The following is a 17,877-nucleotide window of genomic DNA, read 5'->3' on the forward strand; positions in this document are numbered from 1 at the left end:
GCTCTGGTGTTTTGAGGGATTTATGACGGGGTTAAATAAGTGGCTTCGATTAATCATCTTGTTTTTAGTTTGTTTTACTATTGCTAGCTATAGCTGGTTTCTTCTTGGTGGCGCAAAAAAGGAATATATAGTTACGCCTAAAAATAGCACCTATAGAATTATTGACGATTCAAGTCAAAATGGAGCATCGATCACAAAGTTAAATATTAATAATCACAATGTGTTATTAGAGTGTAATTTGGTTAATAAAGCTAAATGGCCATTTTGTGAAATTGCGGTTGCATTAACAGACTCTATTGATGCTGGTTTTGATTTAAGTTCTTATGATTCCGTTGGGCTTGATATTGATTATGCAAGTCCACTTGAAGGGGAACGCATTCGTATTTATTTACGCAATTTTGATCCTATGTATTCTAATATTAATGATCCATTATCATTAAAATTTAATGCGATTGAATATACGCCTGGTGTTAATGAAGGTTTGAAAATTTTCCCATTAAATTCATTCCAAGTTTTATCGTGGTGGATCGCGGAGAATAATATTCCTGTTGATAAGTCGAGTCGACAATTTGATAATATTTCAATCATTGAAATTGCGACGGGAAGTTATGTCAAAGAGTCATACTATGCAATTAAATTAAACCGCTTAGTCTTTTATGGTACTTGGATCTGCGAATCATCGTTAGTGAAGTTACTATTATTATTATGGGTAGCAACCGCCACCATTGTTATTTTGGTTGATCGTTTTGTTCTTAGCCAGAAGATTAAAACATCAGAAGAACGTAGCCAACGTTTACGAGATGCAAATCGCGTACTTTATAATAAAAGTTTAAAATTTGAACATTTGGCTTGTACTGATTCATTAACTCGTATTAGAAATAGGCACACAGTTATTGAATGGCTAGAAGGTATTGTTCTTCAGACACAATTAAATAAGATCCCTTTCTCAATGATTTTTATCGATCTTGATCATTTTAAAGAGGTTAATGATAGATATGGTCATAGCTTTGGTGATGAGGTTTTAATTAAGTTTGCAGCGACAGTTGAGGGCTTAACTCGCCGTTCTGATGTATTTGTGCGTTGGGGAGGGGAAGAGTTTGTTATTTTCTGTCCTGAAACGAATATGAGTGTTGCAGTTGAAATAGCAGAGCAGATTCGAGAAACAATCATGACAAAAGCGTGGGGGTTTGATCAGGAATTTAGCTTAACATGCAGTTTAGGTGTAGCTGAGTTAGTTGATGAGTCTTGCGAAGATTTGATCAAACGGGCCGATTTTGCGTTACTAAAAGCGAAAAAAATGGGACGGAACCGAATTGAAATTAGTTGGGAACATCAACAACTTAAATAATTAAATATCCAAATGAAAAGCCGTGTATGTTATATGCTTTTAATTATAAAAAGCATATAACATACACGGCTTTTTAGGCTCTATCAGAAATTAGCTTTCTAGTACGATATGCCCAGTAGCAACCATATAAATAGCAAATATAGCTAATATTACTAATAGCACTACAAAAATACGCTCTTTACCTACAAAGTAAGGTTGGTTGAGCTCTTTCTTTGCTTTAATAAAGAAATACAGCCCAGGCAAATACAATAAAGATGCTAATAATAAGTGACTTAAACCCGATGCATAAAGTAACCAAATACCGTAAATCGTTGCACCTAAGCCAATAAACAACAGCATGCCGCGATTTTTGTTTTTGATCGCCAGTTTTAGGGTATATGCAGCAACAAGGAAATAAGGCACTAAGATCATTTCAGATGCAATAATCAGTAGTGAATTATAAGTACCACCAGCGTAAATCACTGCAAACAATGAAATTTGAATACAAATAATGGTCAGGTTAAGCGCTTTAATCGATGTACCTGCACTATTTTCTTTTGCATAAGACTTTGGAAACATATTATTTTGTGCGGCAAGTAAAGGTGCTTCTGTTGCTAAAACCGTCCAACTTAAAAACGCACCACTTACGGAAACAAGTAAACCACAACCAATAATAATGGAGCCCCATGGACCAATAACATGTTCTAGTACAATTGCCATTGATGGGTTTTGAAATTTCGCGAGCTCAGGAGTAGAAATAACACCCATAGAAAGTAGGGTAACGAACACATAAATAACAAGTGCCGTTAGTAGGCCTAGAATCGTTGCTCGACCAATGTCACGACGATTACGTGCACGAGAGGATACGATAACCGCACCTTCTACACCAATAAACACCCATACAGTGATTAGCATGGTACCTTTAACTTGGCTTAGTAGGTCATGCTGAGGGCCAAATTCTAAGCCTGTAAAATCAAATGTAAATGTGTGCCATTTAAAGGCAATTAAGGTAACGAAGATAAATAGTACAAGTGGAATTAATTTAGCAACTGTTGTTATAGTGTTAATGGTCGCGGCAGTTTGTACCCCACGTCTTACCGAAGCATATACAAGCCATAATAAAACCGAAGCTCCAACAATAGATTGCCATGTATTACCCATGCCAAAAATAATATGACCGGGTTTATCAAAAAACATACCTAGAGTACTAAATACAATCACTAAGTAAGAAACGTTAGCGAGCATCGCACTTAGCCAGTAACCCCATGCAGAACAAAAACCAACGAAGTCACCAAAGCCTGCTTGTGCATAGCCAAACACGCCACTATTAATATTGGGTTTTAATAATGATAAAATTTGAAAAGACATTGCAAGGAAAATCATGCCAACACCCGTAATGGTCCAGCCAATCATGACGGCAGCAGGACTTGCAACAGCAGCCATATTTTGTGGCAAACTGAACACTCCCGCGCCTATCATTGAGCCGATTACAAATGCAGTTAATGCACCAAATCCGAGCTTATTATCCATTCTGAAACCTAGTATTTAAATTTGAATTTCCTTGATTATATGTATTTTTATTATGCGTAAAAGCTATTTTTACTATTTTTAATAATTAATTAAATATAACTTTAAATAAAAATACTTTTTTTGTTTGTATATCATTATTAACTTTATGTAATATTGAAGTTATTGCAACTTAATAATAACATTATCGTTTACTAATTAACTCAATGGAATGTTAATTGTGCTTTAACGTTTTGATTTAGCACAAAAGCTAAAGTTTTACTTTGTTCAGCTGCCATTGTAATTAATGGGGTGTTAAATGTTTCAATTTCACCGGAAACAATAACGGCAGAACAATTTCCCATCTCTAATGCTTTAACCATTAGTAAATGTTTACTTTGGTTTTTCATATTTTTAAGTAATAGCACTTTATTAATATCAATGCCTGCATTTATTAATAAACGTTTATCTAATAATGCATCTTGTCCAATAAACATTATCCAGCGATTTTCTTGATTTGCTTGTTTTAGCAAGCGTAAGAAATAAGCTAATTGTGCTTGTTGTTGCTCGCTATAACTTACTTCAATTGGAACGATCCTTGGCGGAGATTGGCAAATACCTACATGAGAAGTCAATGTTGCTTTATAAACATCAGAAGCTGTAGTAGATCCTTGAGTATGCATTAGTGATTTCATGGTGCCATCTCCGACAGTGGTTATATATACATGCTGTATGTACATACAGTAGTTTTAAATGAATTCGGATGCAAGCATTATTTATCGATATTTGGTTGTTGAATATAAGTCTTAGAATAGATTTTCGTTGAGGGTGTATTGATTTAAGTTGCTGTTTTTAAGTGTTATATTTCTATGTCAGTATGTTTTTAATCTACACTTATTAAATGGGTTTTAGAAAATAATAAAGTTACATTACAAAAATATGCACTATCTCACGTTCAAGCTATACAGTGGTTTTAGTAAGTATTTGATGATTTATACAGTACTTAAAGTTGGATTTTTATCAGCGTGGCTTATTCTATTTAAGACGGTACTAATAAAATAGGAGAAGTGTATGTCTTGTTATAGCTGTCAAAGTTTCATGATAGAAAGCTATTTAAGTTACTGTTATCTCAAGGGGTAGAGGCATATTGCGAGCGTTATTTAGGCGTAATACATGGGTTTTCTCAATTGGCTGGTGTGAGTCAGTCTGCTAAACGTTGTATATTGAATTTAGCTAACGAAATTAAAAGATAATAGTGATGTTGCCGTATCTAAAGGCGGTATTAAAAATTTGATACACGAAAAGATATCCGTAAATTACCGTTAGTTTATGGAAAATAATAATTATGTTTTAGAGTGCATCGTATTATTTTTAAATAGATATAATAAAAAAAACAATTAAATAAGGTAATACAATGTTAAATAATCCAATGATTTCATTAATGGTTAATTTCGTTGATTTACAATCAGATCAAAATATTCTACCAGTAAGAAAGTATATTACAGGTGATAGCTTATCTTATTTACCAAAAGTTGGTGATGTTCTATCTGTGGAAATTGATATTGATAGTCAGTTAGCAGTTTCTTTATCTATCAATGATTTACGTTTCTTTAATGATACCCATGAACAAGCTCAAGTGCCTGCTAAATGTTATGTTGTAAAACAAATAACAACCAAGTTAATGGTTAATGATGCTTGTGATAACGTTGATTATTTATTAGAAGAAGTATCTTTTGTTGCAGCAAGAGAAATGCTACTAAAATAAGTTTCCAATAAAGGATATGGTTATTATCAAGAAGGGATCATACTTTTTGAATGGTGATCAACTTAAGCTATTTATTAACCAATGAGTAAATTATCAAAATTTACTCATTGGTATTTTTATAACACAACAATGTGATGTGATTTTATAGTCTAAACAATTCAACGCGAAGGTGACTTTCATCTTCATATGCAATTACAGATTGGAAATAACCACTTTGGTCAATTGCAGCAGAAAATATATCTTTATGTTCATTACTGCCAATAAATAAAATCTGAGTTGATTTGATCATTAGCCCATCATCATCAAAACTAGATGTTAAGTCTTCATCAACCACACACACTAATACTTTACCAAAGCGTGCTTTAAGGTTGATATTGTGTGCTAATGAATATTGCACTTGTGTATGCAATTGAGCTTCAATGTCTTCAATAAGATCAACAAAACGATAAAGGTCTGTTGAGCTAGTTTGTAATATCCGCTCACGATCATTATTAAGTATAGATTCTAGACATGCGCCAGTTTTTCTTCCGCGCAATAACCAACTTTTGGTTGATTTCTTAACCGTACGATATCTATCATTCTTGATAATTTTCTTTAGGTACTGAACAAGTAGGTTGTTTTGCTCAGTCTGTGTTAGCCGCTTATCAAGTTTTTTGAATTCTAGATGCAGTAAGGCATTCGTACTAATATCGAGTAGCTGTTGAGACTGGTTCATTGGTGTACCGAGTTGGAGCGGGTTTGATAATAATATCATACTATTACTGATGTAAGATAATAGATAAATGCGTTAATTGTAAATTATAGAAATTAGCGCAATCATTTGTTTCATTGCGTGATATTACACCTTTTAATCTAATTAAGCATACTTTGTTTCGCTAATAGACCTAGATGACATGTTGTGTGTTTATGGGCTTTTATATCTGGTGGCTAGTTTATTTGAGGGTTAAGTCACAATCAAGAGCCTTAAATAAGGTGTCAATTTCGTCAAAGGTATTGTAATGCATGCACCCAATACGGATAACACCACCATTATCGATAAGGTTTAATTGTTCACATAAACCTTGAGCATAAAAATGACCATGCCAGACGCAGATATTTTGTTTTCCTAATGCGATTGCAACGTCTGCTGGTTGGATGCCGTTAATACGAATAGCAAAGGTGGGCGTGCGATGTTGCTCATGCGGTAGGCCAAATAGTTGTACATTATTATAACGATGTAATTTATTAATAAAGTAGTGGCTTAGTGTTTGTTCATAGGTTTGGTAAGCGTCAAAACTTCGACGTAGATGCTGGCGTAATGACAATGCTTGTGTGTCTAAAGTTCGACTATAAGCGGCTAAATAATCAACGGCAGCAATAAAACCCGCTAAACTTTCAAAATTTTGCGTACCTGTTTCAAAACGTGCTGGCCCATCATTAGGCGCGGGTTCTACTTTATAAGGGCGTAATGATTGTACCCATTGTGGTGCGATATAAGCAATACCGAGGTGAGGACCAAAGAATTTATAGGCTGAACAGACTAAAAAGTCACAACCTAAAGCTTGTACATCAATTAGTCGGTGTGGTGCATAATGCACAGCATCCACATATACCTTGGCACCGACGGCATGAGCTGCTGTAATAATGCGTTGCACATCAATAAGTGATCCTGTCACGTTTGAAGCGTACGTTACTGCGACTAACTTAGTTCGAGGTGTGAGTAGGGCATCGAAATGCTCATAATCTACATCACAGTTAGTTTTGTTGATTCGTACTTGATGTACAGTCGCTCCTTTATCTTCAGCTGCTTGTTGCCAACTTGAAACATTGGAATAATGATCGAGTGCGGTAACAATCACTTCATCGCCTTTTTGCCAATCACGACTGATTGCACGACTTAATTGAAACGTCAGTGTGGTCATATTTGCGCCAAATATCATGTTGCTTGCTGATGGTGCATTAACAAATGTTTGTGCAGTATGACGCGCGGTTGCCATTAACGCCGATGTTTCAACACTAGAGAAAAAAGCCCCGCCTAAGTTTGAATTGTAATGACCTAAATAGTGACTCATTGCATCTAGAACAGATTGAGTAACCTGTGATCCGCCTGGACCGTCAAAAAATAATACCGGCTGCTGATTAATATGCTGATTGAGAGCGGGAAAGAGAGGTCGCACCATCATGGGATCAAATGTCATGTTTGATCTCCTTAGTGGTGAGTACGAATACATCCCAATAACCTTGTTGGTGTTTTTTTATCGCCTTAATTGGGTGAGCGTTATGCCATAAAATATCATCAGCTAAAATTGCCATTTCGCCATGTTGCAAGGTAGTACAGAGAAAAGGTGATGCTGTTTTATCTTTATAAACTAAGAATTCACCTCCTTTAATATTGTGGCGATCAATACCGATCACGGCAATATGCTCAAATCCATCTTGATGAATACCTTCAGGAGAAGTCGGCGTTTCACCGTTGAGTACGGCAATGCGCATTTGGTGGATTTCAATCGGTTGATCATCTGGTAAGGCATTAGCACTCTGAAATAACTCGCACATTTCTAACATACCATCGCAATGAATAAGAGCTTCATCTAATGCTTCAAAGTGTCGTACAACGTTGCCTTGAAAATGATTTATATCGTTAGATTGTACAAAATCTGTAGGGGGTAAATGTTCTATTTTCCCGTTATGCATTTGAACAATGGAATAGCGACGTAAACGGTATTCTCCATCAGCATGTGAAGTGTGAGGTAAATATTGAAATGAGGGAGCAAGTTCAGTCACGGCATGATCACTCAGTTGTGTTAGTTGTAGGTTACACATTAATGGCGTGTTCATCATACTTCTCCTGTTACTTTGCTACTTATAATTAAGGTTGTCTATAAAACTGAATATTACAAATTTAATCGACTATATAAGCATGTAAAAAGATAACTATGGAATTTACATCTACAAAAAAGTTAATTAATAAACTTTAATGTTGTAGCAAAGTAACGTGTTTGTGGTGTGTAAATTGATAAATGAGAGTGAGTAGACGGAGCATCTTCTGAAGTAAATAAGACACGAAGGATAAATTAGATGCATGTAAAAATTCGCATGTGTAACAATGTGTGTCTTTTATTTTAAAGGCTGTTTTTTTACTCGTTGTATATCATGGGCTTGTGATGAATATAATTTTTACTTATATATATTATGGGTAAATCAATTTCTTATCAATTGCATGAGTTCCGTATATTCCGCGCATAAATATGAAAACGATAGCACTGTTATTTTCTATACGCTCAATAGATAGACGCTGCTTTTATTAATAAAAGAGATCAACATGCCTTTAAAATTAAACAAAATATCATTAGCCGTCGCGCTTATTGCAACAAATTTTGCCGTTATTGGTAGTGTTAGTGCGCATGGTTGGGCTGACTTCCCACCATCACGTACTGAAGTTTGTGATCGTGATGGTGGTTATTGGCAAAATAAAATTCCTAATGCTGCATGTCAGGCACTATGGGATAAATCAAACGCCTTTCCATTTACACAAAAAAATGAGAATGCGGCATTAACGGCTGATTACAACAATATTGAAGCGGTAAAAAAACAAGTCGTCGATGGTTTATTATGTGCTGGTGGCGATCAGAAAAAAGCGGGGCTAGATATTCCGCATAACGAATGGCAACAAACAGAAGTGATTGTTGATGCTAACGGTGAGTTTGATTTCAAATGGGTTGCTACTGCGACACATAATCCATCATTTTGGCAGTTCTACATTACTAAACCTAATTATGATAAATCACAGCCATTAACATGGGATGATTTAGAGCTTGTTGATGAAGTAGGTAATGTTGAACCAACAGAAGCAACACCTTATGATACTTATAACTTTAAAGTGAAATTACCGACAGATCGTATGGGTGAAAAGGTCGTTTTATTCTCTCGCTGGCAGCGAATTGATCCTGCAGGTGAAGGCTTCTATAACTGTAGTGATATTACGATTAAACAAGGTAATGGTGAGATAACACCGCCACCACCTGTTGTGGAAGGTGACTTATTCCCTATATCAGGTTTCTTTATTAAGCCTGGTTTTGCGCCAGTCATTGGTGATACGGTGCGTTTCCGATTAATGGCTCCGGTTACAGGTGCTGAAGTGGTTGATCAGCGTTTAGTGATCACTGCTGCGAATCAAGCGACATGGGCTCAAACATTAGCAGAGCAAGTCAACGCGTTAGCATCAGATAAATTATTTATTGGTGTTTGGAGCCAAGCTGCCGCTAAATATGAATTTAATACTAAGAATATTCATGCCAACCAAGTATGGGTAGAAGCTGAAAAGTACGGTTTTGCGTTAAGTATTTTCAAAGATCTTGAGCCATTACCGCCGGTTGTGGATCCTGAATTACCAGATCCTGAGTTACCTGAAGGTAGCTGGAGTAAGTCTGCAACCTATATTGCAGGTGATAGCGTAATACATAACAATAAAAATTGGAAAGCGGGCTGGTGGACACAAGGTGAAGAACCGGGTAAGGCAAATGTATGGACACAAATACTAACGGAAGGTGAAATCCCTGACGTTTCAGCTTGGTCTGTTGCTAAAACATATAATGAAAATGATGTTGCTATTCATAATGGTATTCAGTGGAAAGCACATTGGAATACCGTTGGTGAAGAGCCAGGAACAACTGGCGAGTGGGGTGTATGGCGTAAGCTATAGTCGTCCCGCGTAACAATATTTATAAAGGCCTGCCACTGTGCAGGCCTTGTTCGTTTTTATTACTCTTGTTCTTTAACGATGCGAAAAGTAATAGCTTGATGCGGTTTGCCTTGTAGTTTTACGATATAACTTCCCCATTCATGGGTATTAACATGATGTAAAACGAGATTTTTCTCAAGACAATAGTTGTTAGTAATATATTGACCTTTTATGTCGGCATCCCTAATGGTGAATGTAATATTAGGATCTGTCGCAAAAACCATCTTTTCATTCCATTCTTTAATGGCTAATTGAACATAAGCTTGACCTTTAGCATTAAGGGTTAATGCATAACCTAATGATGTCTCAAAAATTTGTTCTAGTTGGATTGCTTCTTCTGCTGTATTTGCTGTTTCTTGATATTGAAGATCAACATTACAGATCGTTTTATAAGGTGTAATAAAATAGGTATTTCGTCCTTGAATTTCAGCCTCAGAGGGACGTTGTGGTGTTGCAATTGCAGATGAACTAGTGATGAGTAAGAGCAACACTGACAGTGTTTTTTTCATTATATTATGCTTATTTTTGGAGTGGAAAAGGGGCAATACAATTAGGTAAGTCTTGCTTAGTTTTTAGTGGAACAATTTGGCAAAAAGGGCTTTGATGCGCAAAGTCATGACTCATATCTCGCGTATTTAAACTTGAAAAAAAAGCCAATAATGCCTGTTTTTCTGTTGTTGTTAATGTGAAGCCTTGCAAATGAGGATCTTTATTTGGATGTTGACGCCCGTCGCCTTTATTTGGACCAATAGTGATCACTCGACCGCCCGCTGCATAACTATCGAGAACGGCTCCAAGATGATGAAAACTGCCATCATGTCCCCATGGACCTGTATTAGTGACATTGATCAACGATGGAATACGGAATTTACCATCATCAAATGTTTGTTGAGTAAAGTAACGTAATCCCATTTCATGCTGAGGATAGCCATAATCACCAGCATTGTTTTTAATACCATAAAGACCGGTGTTGTAATAGAGTGAATTATGGATAAGAGGCTGATTTAATAGTGATCCGCTATGGCATTGAAAGCAGTTAAGTCGTTGACTGGTAAATAATGCCAACCCTTGTTGTTGCTGATCATTAAGGGCTGTATTGTCACCATCAAGAAATGCCTTATAGGCCGTATTAGTATCACTAATCGTGGCGACATAATGACTAAGAGCGGTGAGCACTCTGGTTGTGGTTATGCGGCTATCTCCAAAACTGGCCTTAAAAAGAGGTTTATATAAAGCTGATGCTTGTTGTAATCGTGTCAGTAATAATGCATCGGTCATTCCCATTTCAGGTGGATGTAGTGAAAATAATGGTAATGTAATCGCATCTTCTAACGTTGTTAAATATGGTTGACGTTGCATGAATGTCGTTAGCATGACGCTATTTAGGAGTGACGGCGTATTTAATGTGGTTGGGTTACCGTGAATATCTGGAACTTTAGCAAAGCGGTTTGTCCAGCCTAAATCGGGAGCATGACATAAGGCGCAGCTGCGATTTCCTGTTTTAGAGAGTCGATTATCATTAAATAGATAACGCCCTAGTGTCTGTGTTGCGGTAAGTCGAGTGTCATCGATGATCTTTTGAGCCGCGTATAAAGGTGATGATAAAACTAAGAGCAGACTTAACAATAACATTGGAACAGTATGAAAGGTAACACCCATGATCTATATTAAATTTTGCGAAAAGAAGGGCTGATTGTAATTGAGATAGGTGGGGTTCGCATGTGATTTTATGTATCAAGTTGCAACAAAAAATGCGGAAAAAGAATTGAGTGATCTTTCTCTATTTTTGATACTAATTACACCAGTATTATTAGAGCAATCAAGCTCGGCTGTGTTAGTTTTAATTTAACAATATTAAGGTGATAAATTAAATAATGATAGTTAATCCTGAAGATAAATTACATAGCCAACAAGTTTATGCTTGTGATGATGCTCTTGCAGAACGACAATTAGCATGTTTAGAAGTGCTTTATGATTTTAATCATACTCGACCTTCTGAAATAGAAAAACGTACTCAACTGATGCAGCAATTGTTTGCTGAAGTAGGTGAGGGATGTTATATCGAGCCGCCTTTGCATGCAAATTGGGGTAAACACACCCATTTGGGTCGAAATGTGTACGTGAATTTCAATTTAACCTTGGTTGATGATACTCATATTTATATTGGTAATGATGTCATGATTGGTCCGAATGTGACTATAGCAACAGCAGGGCATCCTATTGATCCCCTGCGACGTCAGCAGGTAACACAATTTAATATTCCGGTGACAATTGGAAATAATGTTTGGATCGGTGCTCAGTGTGTAATTTTACCCGGTATCTCAATTGGTGATAATACTGTCATTGGTGCAGGTAGTATTGTGACAAGGGATATTCCAAGCAATGTGGTTGCGATGGGAAACCCGTGTAATGTTAGTCGTGAAATTAATGAGCATGATAAAATTTATTTTTATAAAGAGAAAAGGTATTAAACAAATTAATGGTAGTTATAAATATAAATAAGATCTGCATAATATAAAAATACGATCTGTTATTGAATCGAGAATATTATTTCTTGAATTTTTTTATAAATATCAGAAGAGTCACCGGTTAATATTGGCTCTATTTGACTATTTTTATCGAGCATTTTTACTTTTTCTAATGTGATATGTCGCTGATCTTTTCTAATTTGAAATCGATCTTGTAGTAATGACTGGCTCATTACTATATTTGCTTTAAAAACAGCACGATAAACACCATTAAGAGGCATGTTACTCATGAAATTAATCCTTTGATATCTATATTTTTAAGGTAATGCTTATGGGTATTAACAATCACCAAGTGTGACTCGCGAATTGTAGACAACTACAGTCTATATTTAAAGGTTTATAATCACAAAAATAGTATTTAAATATTTTTCTTATATATCATTTAAAATAATGCATAAGGAATCAGAATATATGGAGATATTTCATTCTAATAAATTATCAATCAGGTCTGAAATGAAAAATATAATCAATTTAGTATGCTTAATTGTATTTTAAATTGTTTTTGTGTGATCAAACTAGTGGACAATTTATATTGTGGTTTAATTTATATAGCATAAATAAAAAACATATATCGTACTTATATTATAAAAACAATATTCAGTAGTTTTTAAATTCTATTCTGAAATACTTAAATTACAAATTATCTAGTTATAATTCCCTCTATATGGTCATTTATTGATAGATGTCAATTAACAATTATATTGCGTTTTTGAGTGACTCCTTAATGGATAAACAAGACTATTATATTATTAGTTTTTTGTATGGTAAGTCTAACTAAGGATAAATAATGAAGATTTTAGCGATACCGGGAAAAATGCCAATTACTGAATCGTGGTTATTTAAAATATTATCAGCAACGCAGTGGCGTCAAGAGCAAGTCGAAATGCATCGTTTTGCAGCATGGGACAATGAACAAGCTTTTAGCGTTGATAAAGAACTAACTTATTTACCATCAGGGCATTTTGATGTAGTGATTACTAAATCGATAGGGACATTAATTACCCTTAAAGCACAAAATACCATTAGCTGGGATCGGTTAGTCTTGATTGGTGTGGCATGGAGTCTATTTTCTGAATCCGAACATGATTTATTGCCAGCACTGGATGAAAAAGGTCAGCCGGTATTGATTATTCAAGAAAACCACGATCCTTTTGGATCATACGCTGAAATCGCAGCAGCCGTTGCGGGTAAGCATAATATAAGTTGTGTCGAGATCATGGGTGATAGGCACCAATACGCAAATACAGAAGCTATCGGTAAATTGATAAACCATTGGGTAAAAGAAACCCGTCGTGTTGCTGCATTATAAATGGTGTCTGTAACACAGAAAATGAGTATAACGCTGTTTTTCCTTTGTCATTATAGATAACGTCACTTAATATGATATCTGTTTCTTATTGTTAATGACAAAGGATGTTGGTATGAACAAACATATAGGTATAGCGATGATTCCTTTTCTCGCTGGGTGTACAGAAATACCTAATGACACCATATTAGAACACGCCTTTTATTCCGCAGCACAGTCCTCAAAAGCGAGTTCAATCTTAACTGTTGATAATTTCGTTAAAGTTAGTGGTTATAAAAAATATGATCAATATGTCGCTGAAGTGAGTTACGACATTCGATTTATTCAAAATCAAGAAAACCATGTGATCAGTAAAGATACTCAAGACTCAGGTTTAGGCTTGCATGCATTGTCTATGGAATATGGACGATATAAAGCAGGGGATATCAGTAGCAACCAACAGCAAGTCATCTTTATTAAAACGCGTTCGGGTTGGCAAGTTAAAGCATAAAAAAAGCAGCCTGAAATGAGGCTGCCTTAGTATTTGTCTTATTAGCAGTACTATTTATTCTTTACTGTCGCAATACGAGAACATACTGGAATGTTGGTTGCATCAAGACCTGGTGCTGTATTGTGGAAATCAAACTCTAGCTCTACTTCTGGTTTGAAGATTAGGCAGTGTGTAGAACCACCAAAGTGGAACATACCAAGTTCATCACCTTTATTAATATGTTGGCCTTCTTCAACAGTCACAGCACAAGAAGACACTTCAGCCATACCAATAGCAATAAAGCACATTAAGCCAATGTTAGGGTTATCTGATTCAATAAAGATAACAGCACGTGTCGCAACCGCAGTTAAGAATGGTTGTGAATTGTTAGGCGCACTATCGTCGGCACCGTCTGGGTTATTAAAGCCTTGGTAACGGTTACCTAAGTAATATGAGCCGTTAACCATGTAAGTCTTTTTAACAGTACCCGTTACTGGACTGTTCCAGCGGTGGTAGCTTAATGCACTAAGGAATGCTTGATAAACTGTACCGCCAACAAATTGTTCAGCTAGTGGATCAAAATCCATCATGTTTTCTAATGAATAGGGTTGACCTTTAAGCCAGAAATTTGAAGATTTAGCGACATTGGTAACAACCTGTAATGGTGCTGACTCACAGGCGTTAGCAATAACATCATCACCTTCAGCAATAGGTCTTACGCCGTCTTTAAATGTACGAGTAAAGAAGTCATCCCATGATTTAAAACCATAGTGTTGATCTGTTGGATCACAGTTAAAGAAATGCTCAAACGGCTTATCATGATTTTCTGAATCACTGGCTTCTGCCTGACAAGCGACAGTGACCATTTCTTTTTGGGCGTTATCACTTAACCAACCAAAGACTTTTGGTGTGCGATCTGGATGGTTTTCAATTAATACTGAGCGTGATGCTGGAGATGAAAGGTATAAACTCCAGTAAGTCAGAATTTTCTTAAATTGTTGGTTAACAAGTTCGTTTGCAAAGAACGCATAACCTGAATCTGTTGCCATTGGCCAATCAAGTAGCGCATTAATAGGGAAACCAATTAAACCACATGGTTCAAGTGCGCCTGTTTTAGGATCTAAAAACTCAGTGCACTCTGGTGCTTGCGTCATTATATGATTCAGTAAAACTAAAAATTCATCAAAGTCATTCACCTCTGGTGTTTCTAAAGGCGTTAATTCTTTGTGGCTTTTAGCTTCACTAAACATATCTTGTGAAAGGCGTAGTAGCGTAGGGTCATTCTCTACCAATTCTTTAAAATCGATAATAGGCTGAGCAATAGTATTAGATGTTAAATGCGTACGAGTTTTTAAATCTTTAATCCAAGCTGCAACATGGGCTTTATTTTTAGGAAGCCAATTGCCTTTTAATAGAGGGTATGTCTGATTCATAATTCTATACCAAATGATAATTTAAATTTAAAAACGCTAAAGCATAAATCACATATTAAATATATATGATGCAATCACATTAGCCGTACTATCTATTTAAGTCATTATCTAAAACCTAAAGATTAAAACTCAAATTTACGTAATCAATTATTATAAATAGGTAATTAAATAAGATTTAAACATTAGTGAGATAAAACATAGACCAGATCAATCATTTAGATCTAATTTTATTTAAATATTTTTTTTCGGAAAAACCAAGGAGATAGAAAGATAGATAAATGGTGTTTTTAATGAACAGTTATTTTATTTGTGATTGTTTTTTACACTATTTGTGATTGTTTGTAGTTGATTTAACAGGTTTTATTAAATATATGTTCAATAGCTATGATTTGGAAGTGTGATCTATGTCACGTTTTGTTTTTTAATTTAGGTTCATCTTAATAGCACAAACAATAAATAACTTAATAAATTATTGGTGGATAAAAAAATGACTTTAAAAGTAACTGCTAAAGGTTTTGAATTACCTGACTACATGGAAGCTCATATTGAATCTGAGTTTGCTAAATTTGATAAATTCCAAGTGGCTTTCCATAGCCGTAATGTATTTATGAAGCTAGAACCAGGCCGTCAATTTATTGTCGAGATTGCGGTTAAGACTAGCGTAGGTGATATTGAAGCATCTGCTGATGAAAAAGAATTAAGCGAAGCACTAAGCGCTGCATTTGCTCGTTTAGAACGCCAAATCATCAAGAAAAAAGAGAAGCCACTTGCTCACCGTTCTGAATTAAATGAACGTGACAAAGAAAACTTCCTTAAAGAAGAAGAAGCGTCAGCAGAAGCTGCTGCCGATGTAGTTATTGCTGAAAACGAAAAATAATAGCGCTTTAACGTGCTGTATTATAACAATACGGCACAGTAATATTATTATTAGTTAAGCAAATGAAGCCTCGATCAAGTTATATTGATCGAGGTTTTTTTATGCGGCTTGTTGATTGATGATGACGTTTTCTTTTTTAACACACACAAAAATAGCATTACCAGAACGGCCATTCCAAGGCACTATTTTGTCGTAGCTATGTTCAAACATGGTCACATCAAAAAAGGGTGCTAATAACTGCTGTAATTGAGCATAGTTGATTGCCACCATTGGGTGATTATCACGCCAAGATTGCGTTACATTGTCACTTGTTTTTTCAATGTGAAGTTGTAATTGTTGATGCTCTCCTTCACCACAGTAATTCCAGCCTGATTGAAACATAAAATGGCTGTCTTCAAATTCAGTTGTATGGCGAACAAAAGAGTTGTTATCGATTTTATCTTTATCAACGGCATTGAAACAAAAAACACCATCTTGAGCTAAGGCATTATATGCACTTTCAATACATTGCATCAGCTTTTCAATATTGGCGTTGTAATGCAGCGAATATAAGAAACAAGTAATTAAGTCTAATGGAGCATCAACAGTAAAGTTACACATATCGTGCTGAACAAATGTTGCTTGAGGGCAACGCTGTTGAGCAATGTTCAGCATTGGTTGATTAATATCTAAGCCACTTGCTTGATAACCATAACCAATAAAATGTTCAACATGAGGACCAGTACCACAAGCAAGATCAAGGTAACGTGTGCCTTGATTGCCAAATAGCTGGTGGAGTCTACGGACACAATTACTTTGTTCTTGGTAATCAATATCAGCACACATTAAATCATAGTAGCCAGACAAATCAGTGTATAAAGCGTTATAAGACATTATTAACCTAATGATTATAAAGAGATTATCTTGGTTATGGTAATTGCAGTATTACCAAAGTTGCGCGATATTAGCCTAGCTTTATTATTGCGACAAACAATATTTTGTAAATTAATAAAATTATTGAGATAGATCGCATTTTATTCTGTGTGGGTATATTTAGATGGGTGGAAAATTAAGTGTTCGAGATTAATGCAGCAGAGTACTGTTTAAGTGCTGTGTGATGTAAGTAAATATGAATAATCGTTATCATAAAGGTTTCATAGTGAGAGATTAAATATCCGTCTAACAGTTGCTTATTGCTGACGGACAAGGATAATAATCGCTTTATAAATAGCGATGTTTTTATGCGTCTTGATAAATTTATTTGTAAAAGTACAGCATTGACGAAAGCACAAGCTATTGCTCATATTGAAGAGGGTGATATTAAGGTTAACGGCAACGTGATCTCTGATATTTCAGCTCAAGTTCATGAAAATAATGAAGTAATATTTTCAGGTAAGCAACTTTTCCCTCGCCCATTTCGTTATCTATTAATGAATAAACCTGCGCAAACAATTTGTTCTAATATTGACGAAGTTTACCCATCACTTTTCAATTATATTGATATAGAACGACCACAAGAACTGCATATTGTGGGGCGATTAGATGCAGATACCACAGGATTAGTCTTGATTACTGATGATGGTCGATGGTCATTTAATATTACTTCGCCTAATAAATTATGCCCAAAAGTGTATCGCGTACACCTTCGGAAATCGATAGATATAAGTGCCAAGACATTGTTTGCTAAAGGAATTAAGTTGCAAGGTGAACCGCAGTTAACTGCGCCAGCAATATTAACTATCGTTGATGATAAACAAGTGCTATTAACGATCACTGAAGGTAAATTTCATCAAGTGAAACGCATGTTTGCCAGTATTGGTAACAAAGTGGTAGGTTTGCATCGTGAGAGCATTGGTTGCGTAACGTTAGATGTTGATGAAGGTCAATGGCGTTATTTAACGGTTGATGAAATTAACGATCTCAACCCATAATGAATACATTCAATATATGTTGTGAAGCGCTTACGT

General features: G+C 35.5%; 18 protein-coding genes and 1 pseudogene. 9 read left to right on the forward strand and 10 right to left on the reverse strand.

Annotation, left to right across the window (positions count from 1 at the left end; all coding sequences use genetic code 11):
* The first annotated feature begins 22 nt into the window (after positions 1-22).
* Complete coding sequence (locus tag ACJZU6_RS08600) at positions 23-1,348, forward strand: GGDEF domain-containing protein (RefSeq protein WP_080157574.1); 1,326 nt, start codon at positions 23-25, stop codon at positions 1,346-1,348.
* Between the two features lie 90 nt (positions 1,349-1,438).
* Here ACJZU6_RS08600 and ACJZU6_RS08605 read toward each other — a convergent pair whose 3' ends face one another.
* Complete coding sequence (locus tag ACJZU6_RS08605; protein ID WP_080157573.1) at positions 1,439-2,857, reverse strand: basic amino acid/polyamine antiporter; 1,419 nt, start codon at positions 2,855-2,857, stop codon at positions 1,439-1,441.
* Between the two features lie 200 nt (positions 2,858-3,057).
* The gene (locus ACJZU6_RS08610; protein ID WP_235865899.1) at positions 3,058-3,528 is read right to left on the reverse strand and encodes a cell division inhibitor SulA; all 471 of its coding nucleotides are present in this window, start codon (positions 3,526-3,528) and stop codon (positions 3,058-3,060) included.
* Positions 3,529-3,939: 411 nt separating this feature from the next.
* On the opposite strand from ACJZU6_RS08610, the pseudogene ACJZU6_RS08615 reads away from it, so the two are divergent.
* Positions 3,940-4,086: pseudogene (locus tag ACJZU6_RS08615) on the forward strand (alpha/beta hydrolase); the annotation flags it as partial.
* Positions 4,087-4,247: 161 nt separating this feature from the next.
* The gene (locus ACJZU6_RS08620) at positions 4,248-4,598 is read left to right on the forward strand and encodes a hypothetical protein (RefSeq protein ID WP_080157572.1); all 351 of its coding nucleotides are present in this window, start codon (positions 4,248-4,250) and stop codon (positions 4,596-4,598) included.
* Positions 4,599-4,740: 142 nt separating this feature from the next.
* Here the strand turns inward: ACJZU6_RS08620 and ACJZU6_RS08625 are convergent, their stop codons facing one another.
* The 3 genes from ACJZU6_RS08625 to ACJZU6_RS08635 all read right to left on the reverse strand — a co-directional run bounded on the left by ACJZU6_RS08625 (position 4,741) and on the right by ACJZU6_RS08635 (position 7,415).
* A complete protein-coding gene (locus ACJZU6_RS08625) occupies positions 4,741-5,313 on the reverse strand; it encodes a DUF2913 family protein (protein WP_080157571.1) in 573 nt (190 codons plus the stop codon).
* A 217-nt stretch (positions 5,314-5,530) separates the two neighbouring features.
* Positions 5,531-6,775: a cysteine desulfurase-like protein gene (locus ACJZU6_RS08630; RefSeq protein WP_080157570.1), complete on the reverse strand. Its 1,245-nt coding sequence runs from the start codon at positions 6,773-6,775 to the stop codon at positions 5,531-5,533.
* On the reverse strand, positions 6,765-7,415 hold the full coding sequence (locus tag ACJZU6_RS08635) for a 2OG-Fe dioxygenase family protein (protein WP_408900934.1): 651 nt from the start codon (positions 7,413-7,415) through the stop codon (positions 6,765-6,767). The genes ACJZU6_RS08630 and ACJZU6_RS08635 overlap by 11 nt, the downstream gene beginning before the upstream one ends.
* 484 nt (positions 7,416-7,899) lie before the next feature.
* Here ACJZU6_RS08635 and ACJZU6_RS08640 point away from each other — a divergent pair, with 484 nt between their 5' ends.
* Positions 7,900-9,279: a lytic polysaccharide monooxygenase gene (locus ACJZU6_RS08640; protein ID WP_408900084.1), complete on the forward strand. Its 1,380-nt coding sequence runs from the start codon at positions 7,900-7,902 to the stop codon at positions 9,277-9,279.
* A 59-nt stretch (positions 9,280-9,338) separates the two neighbouring features.
* Here ACJZU6_RS08640 and ACJZU6_RS08645 read toward each other — a convergent pair whose 3' ends face one another.
* Positions 9,339-9,827, reverse strand: a complete 489-nt coding sequence (locus ACJZU6_RS08645; protein WP_408900085.1) for a hypothetical protein — start codon at positions 9,825-9,827, stop codon at positions 9,339-9,341.
* A 10-nt stretch (positions 9,828-9,837) separates the two neighbouring features.
* A complete protein-coding gene (locus tag ACJZU6_RS08650) occupies positions 9,838-10,977 on the reverse strand; it encodes a cytochrome-c peroxidase (RefSeq protein ID WP_408900086.1) in 1,140 nt (379 codons plus the stop codon).
* Positions 10,978-11,192: 215 nt separating this feature from the next.
* Here ACJZU6_RS08650 and ACJZU6_RS08655 point away from each other — a divergent pair, with 215 nt between their 5' ends.
* Entirely contained in the window at positions 11,193-11,789 is a 597-nt protein-coding gene (locus ACJZU6_RS08655; protein WP_080157561.1) for a sugar O-acetyltransferase, read from the forward strand.
* 59 nt (positions 11,790-11,848) lie between these two features.
* On the opposite strand, the gene ACJZU6_RS08660 is transcribed toward ACJZU6_RS08655, so the two are convergent.
* Positions 11,849-12,076, reverse strand: a complete 228-nt coding sequence (locus ACJZU6_RS08660) for a hypothetical protein (RefSeq protein WP_080157559.1) — start codon at positions 12,074-12,076, stop codon at positions 11,849-11,851.
* Positions 12,077-12,633: 557 nt separating this feature from the next.
* On the opposite strand from ACJZU6_RS08660, the gene ACJZU6_RS08665 reads away from it, so the two are divergent.
* Positions 12,634-13,155, forward strand: coding sequence for a hypothetical protein (locus tag ACJZU6_RS08665; RefSeq protein ID WP_080157558.1), 522 nt, complete (start codon positions 12,634-12,636; stop codon positions 13,153-13,155).
* Positions 13,156-13,267: 112 nt separating this feature from the next.
* Positions 13,268-13,642 carry a hypothetical protein gene (locus ACJZU6_RS08670; protein ID WP_080157556.1) on the forward strand — a complete coding sequence of 125 codons (375 nt, stop codon included), beginning with the start codon at positions 13,268-13,270 and terminating at the stop codon, positions 13,640-13,642.
* A 50-nt stretch (positions 13,643-13,692) separates the two neighbouring features.
* On the opposite strand, the gene ACJZU6_RS08675 is transcribed toward ACJZU6_RS08670, so the two are convergent.
* Complete coding sequence (locus ACJZU6_RS08675) at positions 13,693-15,054, reverse strand: phosphatidylserine decarboxylase family protein (protein ID WP_107277171.1); 1,362 nt, start codon at positions 15,052-15,054, stop codon at positions 13,693-13,695.
* 487 nt (positions 15,055-15,541) lie between these two features.
* On the opposite strand from ACJZU6_RS08675, the gene hpf reads away from it, so the two are divergent.
* Positions 15,542-15,931, forward strand: a complete 390-nt coding sequence (gene hpf / locus ACJZU6_RS08680) for a ribosome hibernation-promoting factor, HPF/YfiA family (protein ID WP_045040496.1) — start codon at positions 15,542-15,544, stop codon at positions 15,929-15,931.
* A 99-nt stretch (positions 15,932-16,030) separates the two neighbouring features.
* On the opposite strand, the gene ACJZU6_RS08685 is transcribed toward hpf, so the two are convergent.
* Complete coding sequence (locus tag ACJZU6_RS08685) at positions 16,031-16,804, reverse strand: class I SAM-dependent methyltransferase (RefSeq protein ID WP_080157553.1); 774 nt, start codon at positions 16,802-16,804, stop codon at positions 16,031-16,033.
* A gap of 347 nt (positions 16,805-17,151) precedes the next feature.
* Between ACJZU6_RS08685 and ACJZU6_RS08690 the strand changes: the two genes are divergently transcribed.
* Positions 17,152-17,841, forward strand: coding sequence for a pseudouridine synthase (locus ACJZU6_RS08690; RefSeq protein ID WP_408900087.1), 690 nt, complete (start codon positions 17,152-17,154; stop codon positions 17,839-17,841).
* Positions 17,842-17,877 lie beyond the last annotated feature (36 nt).

The organism is Photobacterium piscicola, assembly GCF_046058925.1.
Taxonomy (GTDB): domain Bacteria; phylum Pseudomonadota; class Gammaproteobacteria; order Enterobacterales; family Vibrionaceae; genus Photobacterium; species Photobacterium piscicola.

Bases quoted from the DNA above. Each gene is read 5' to 3' on its own strand.
- ACJZU6_RS08600 (WP_080157574.1), top strand. From the start codon at position 23: ATGACGGGGTTAAATAAGTGGCTTCGATTAATCATCTTGTTTTTAGTT.
- ACJZU6_RS08605 (WP_080157573.1), bottom strand. From the start codon at position 2,857: ATGGATAATAAGCTCGGATTTGGTGCATTAACTGCATTTGTAATCGGC.
- ACJZU6_RS08610 (WP_235865899.1), bottom strand. From the start codon at position 3,528: ATGAAATCACTAATGCATACTCAAGGATCTACTACAGCTTCTGATGTT.
- ACJZU6_RS08620 (WP_080157572.1), top strand. From the start codon at position 4,248: ATGTTAAATAATCCAATGATTTCATTAATGGTTAATTTCGTTGATTTA.
- ACJZU6_RS08625 (WP_080157571.1), bottom strand. From the start codon at position 5,313: ATGAACCAGTCTCAACAGCTACTCGATATTAGTACGAATGCCTTACTG.
- ACJZU6_RS08630 (WP_080157570.1), bottom strand. From the start codon at position 6,775: ATGACATTTGATCCCATGATGGTGCGACCTCTCTTTCCCGCTCTCAAT.
- ACJZU6_RS08635 (WP_408900934.1), bottom strand. From the start codon at position 7,415: ATGAACACGCCATTAATGTGTAACCTACAACTAACACAACTGAGTGAT.
- ACJZU6_RS08640 (WP_408900084.1), top strand. From the start codon at position 7,900: ATGCCTTTAAAATTAAACAAAATATCATTAGCCGTCGCGCTTATTGCA.
- ACJZU6_RS08645 (WP_408900085.1), bottom strand. From the start codon at position 9,827: ATGAAAAAAACACTGTCAGTGTTGCTCTTACTCATCACTAGTTCATCT.
- ACJZU6_RS08650 (WP_408900086.1), bottom strand. From the start codon at position 10,977: ATGGGTGTTACCTTTCATACTGTTCCAATGTTATTGTTAAGTCTGCTC.
- ACJZU6_RS08655 (WP_080157561.1), top strand. From the start codon at position 11,193: ATGATAGTTAATCCTGAAGATAAATTACATAGCCAACAAGTTTATGCT.
- ACJZU6_RS08660 (WP_080157559.1), bottom strand. From the start codon at position 12,076: ATGAGTAACATGCCTCTTAATGGTGTTTATCGTGCTGTTTTTAAAGCA.
- ACJZU6_RS08665 (WP_080157558.1), top strand. From the start codon at position 12,634: ATGAAGATTTTAGCGATACCGGGAAAAATGCCAATTACTGAATCGTGG.
- ACJZU6_RS08670 (WP_080157556.1), top strand. From the start codon at position 13,268: ATGAACAAACATATAGGTATAGCGATGATTCCTTTTCTCGCTGGGTGT.
- ACJZU6_RS08675 (WP_107277171.1), bottom strand. From the start codon at position 15,054: ATGAATCAGACATACCCTCTATTAAAAGGCAATTGGCTTCCTAAAAAT.
- hpf (WP_045040496.1), top strand. From the start codon at position 15,542: ATGACTTTAAAAGTAACTGCTAAAGGTTTTGAATTACCTGACTACATG.
- ACJZU6_RS08685 (WP_080157553.1), bottom strand. From the start codon at position 16,804: ATGTCTTATAACGCTTTATACACTGATTTGTCTGGCTACTATGATTTA.
- ACJZU6_RS08690 (WP_408900087.1), top strand. From the start codon at position 17,152: ATGCGTCTTGATAAATTTATTTGTAAAAGTACAGCATTGACGAAAGCA.